At 71.4% G+C, this 532-nt stretch carries 1 protein-coding gene; it reads right to left on the bottom strand.

Annotation, left to right across the window (positions count from 1 at the left end):
* Positions 1-532: beta-xylosidase family glycoside hydrolase (locus tag FB586_RS18905; RefSeq protein ID WP_136520870.1), on the bottom strand; the 532-nt coding region annotated here is incomplete at both ends.

Here is a 532-nt window from a genome sequence, read left to right as displayed (position 1 = left end):
GCCGTCCCCGCCGAGGTCGTGGCGGTGTCGTCGTCGGCGACCGGCGGCCGGTTCTCCGCGGCTGCGGGGGTGAGCCGGAAGTAGTCGAACGACGCGGTCCGGCCGGGCTGCTGCACGCCGAGGGCGAACAGGCCGAGGTCCAGGTCGGACGTCGGGTGGGTGACCGTGCCCACCGGCTGCCAGTCGCCGTTGTCGACAGCGACCTCACCGGTCCAGCTCGTCCCGTCCTTGGTCAGCCGCAGGCGGTACGACGTCACGTTGGCCGGCAGGTCGACCTGGGGTTGCGGGTCCTGGATGGCCCCACCCAGCTCGGAGCGCAGCTCGACCCGGTTGATGCGGCCCTGCCCGGTGTCGGAGATGACGTCGAGCTTCACGTAGTTGTCGTCGTCGCCGTAGGCGAGCAGGCCGCCCTGGGCGTAGCCGTCGGTGAAGGTCGCCGACAGCTTGGTCTCGACGGCGTAGTCCTCCGGCAGGCTGGCCGCCGACTGGAGCATGAAGTTGGTCGCCCCCGCCGCGTTGGGCGTCTGGTAGA

It is taken from the genome of Cellulomonas telluris (assembly GCF_004886325.1).
Taxonomy (GTDB): Bacteria; Actinomycetota; Actinomycetes; order Actinomycetales; family Cellulomonadaceae; genus Cellulomonas; species Cellulomonas telluris.
Note: the sequence above shows the minus strand (reverse complement) of the source record. Positions and strands in the feature narration are given on the sequence as shown.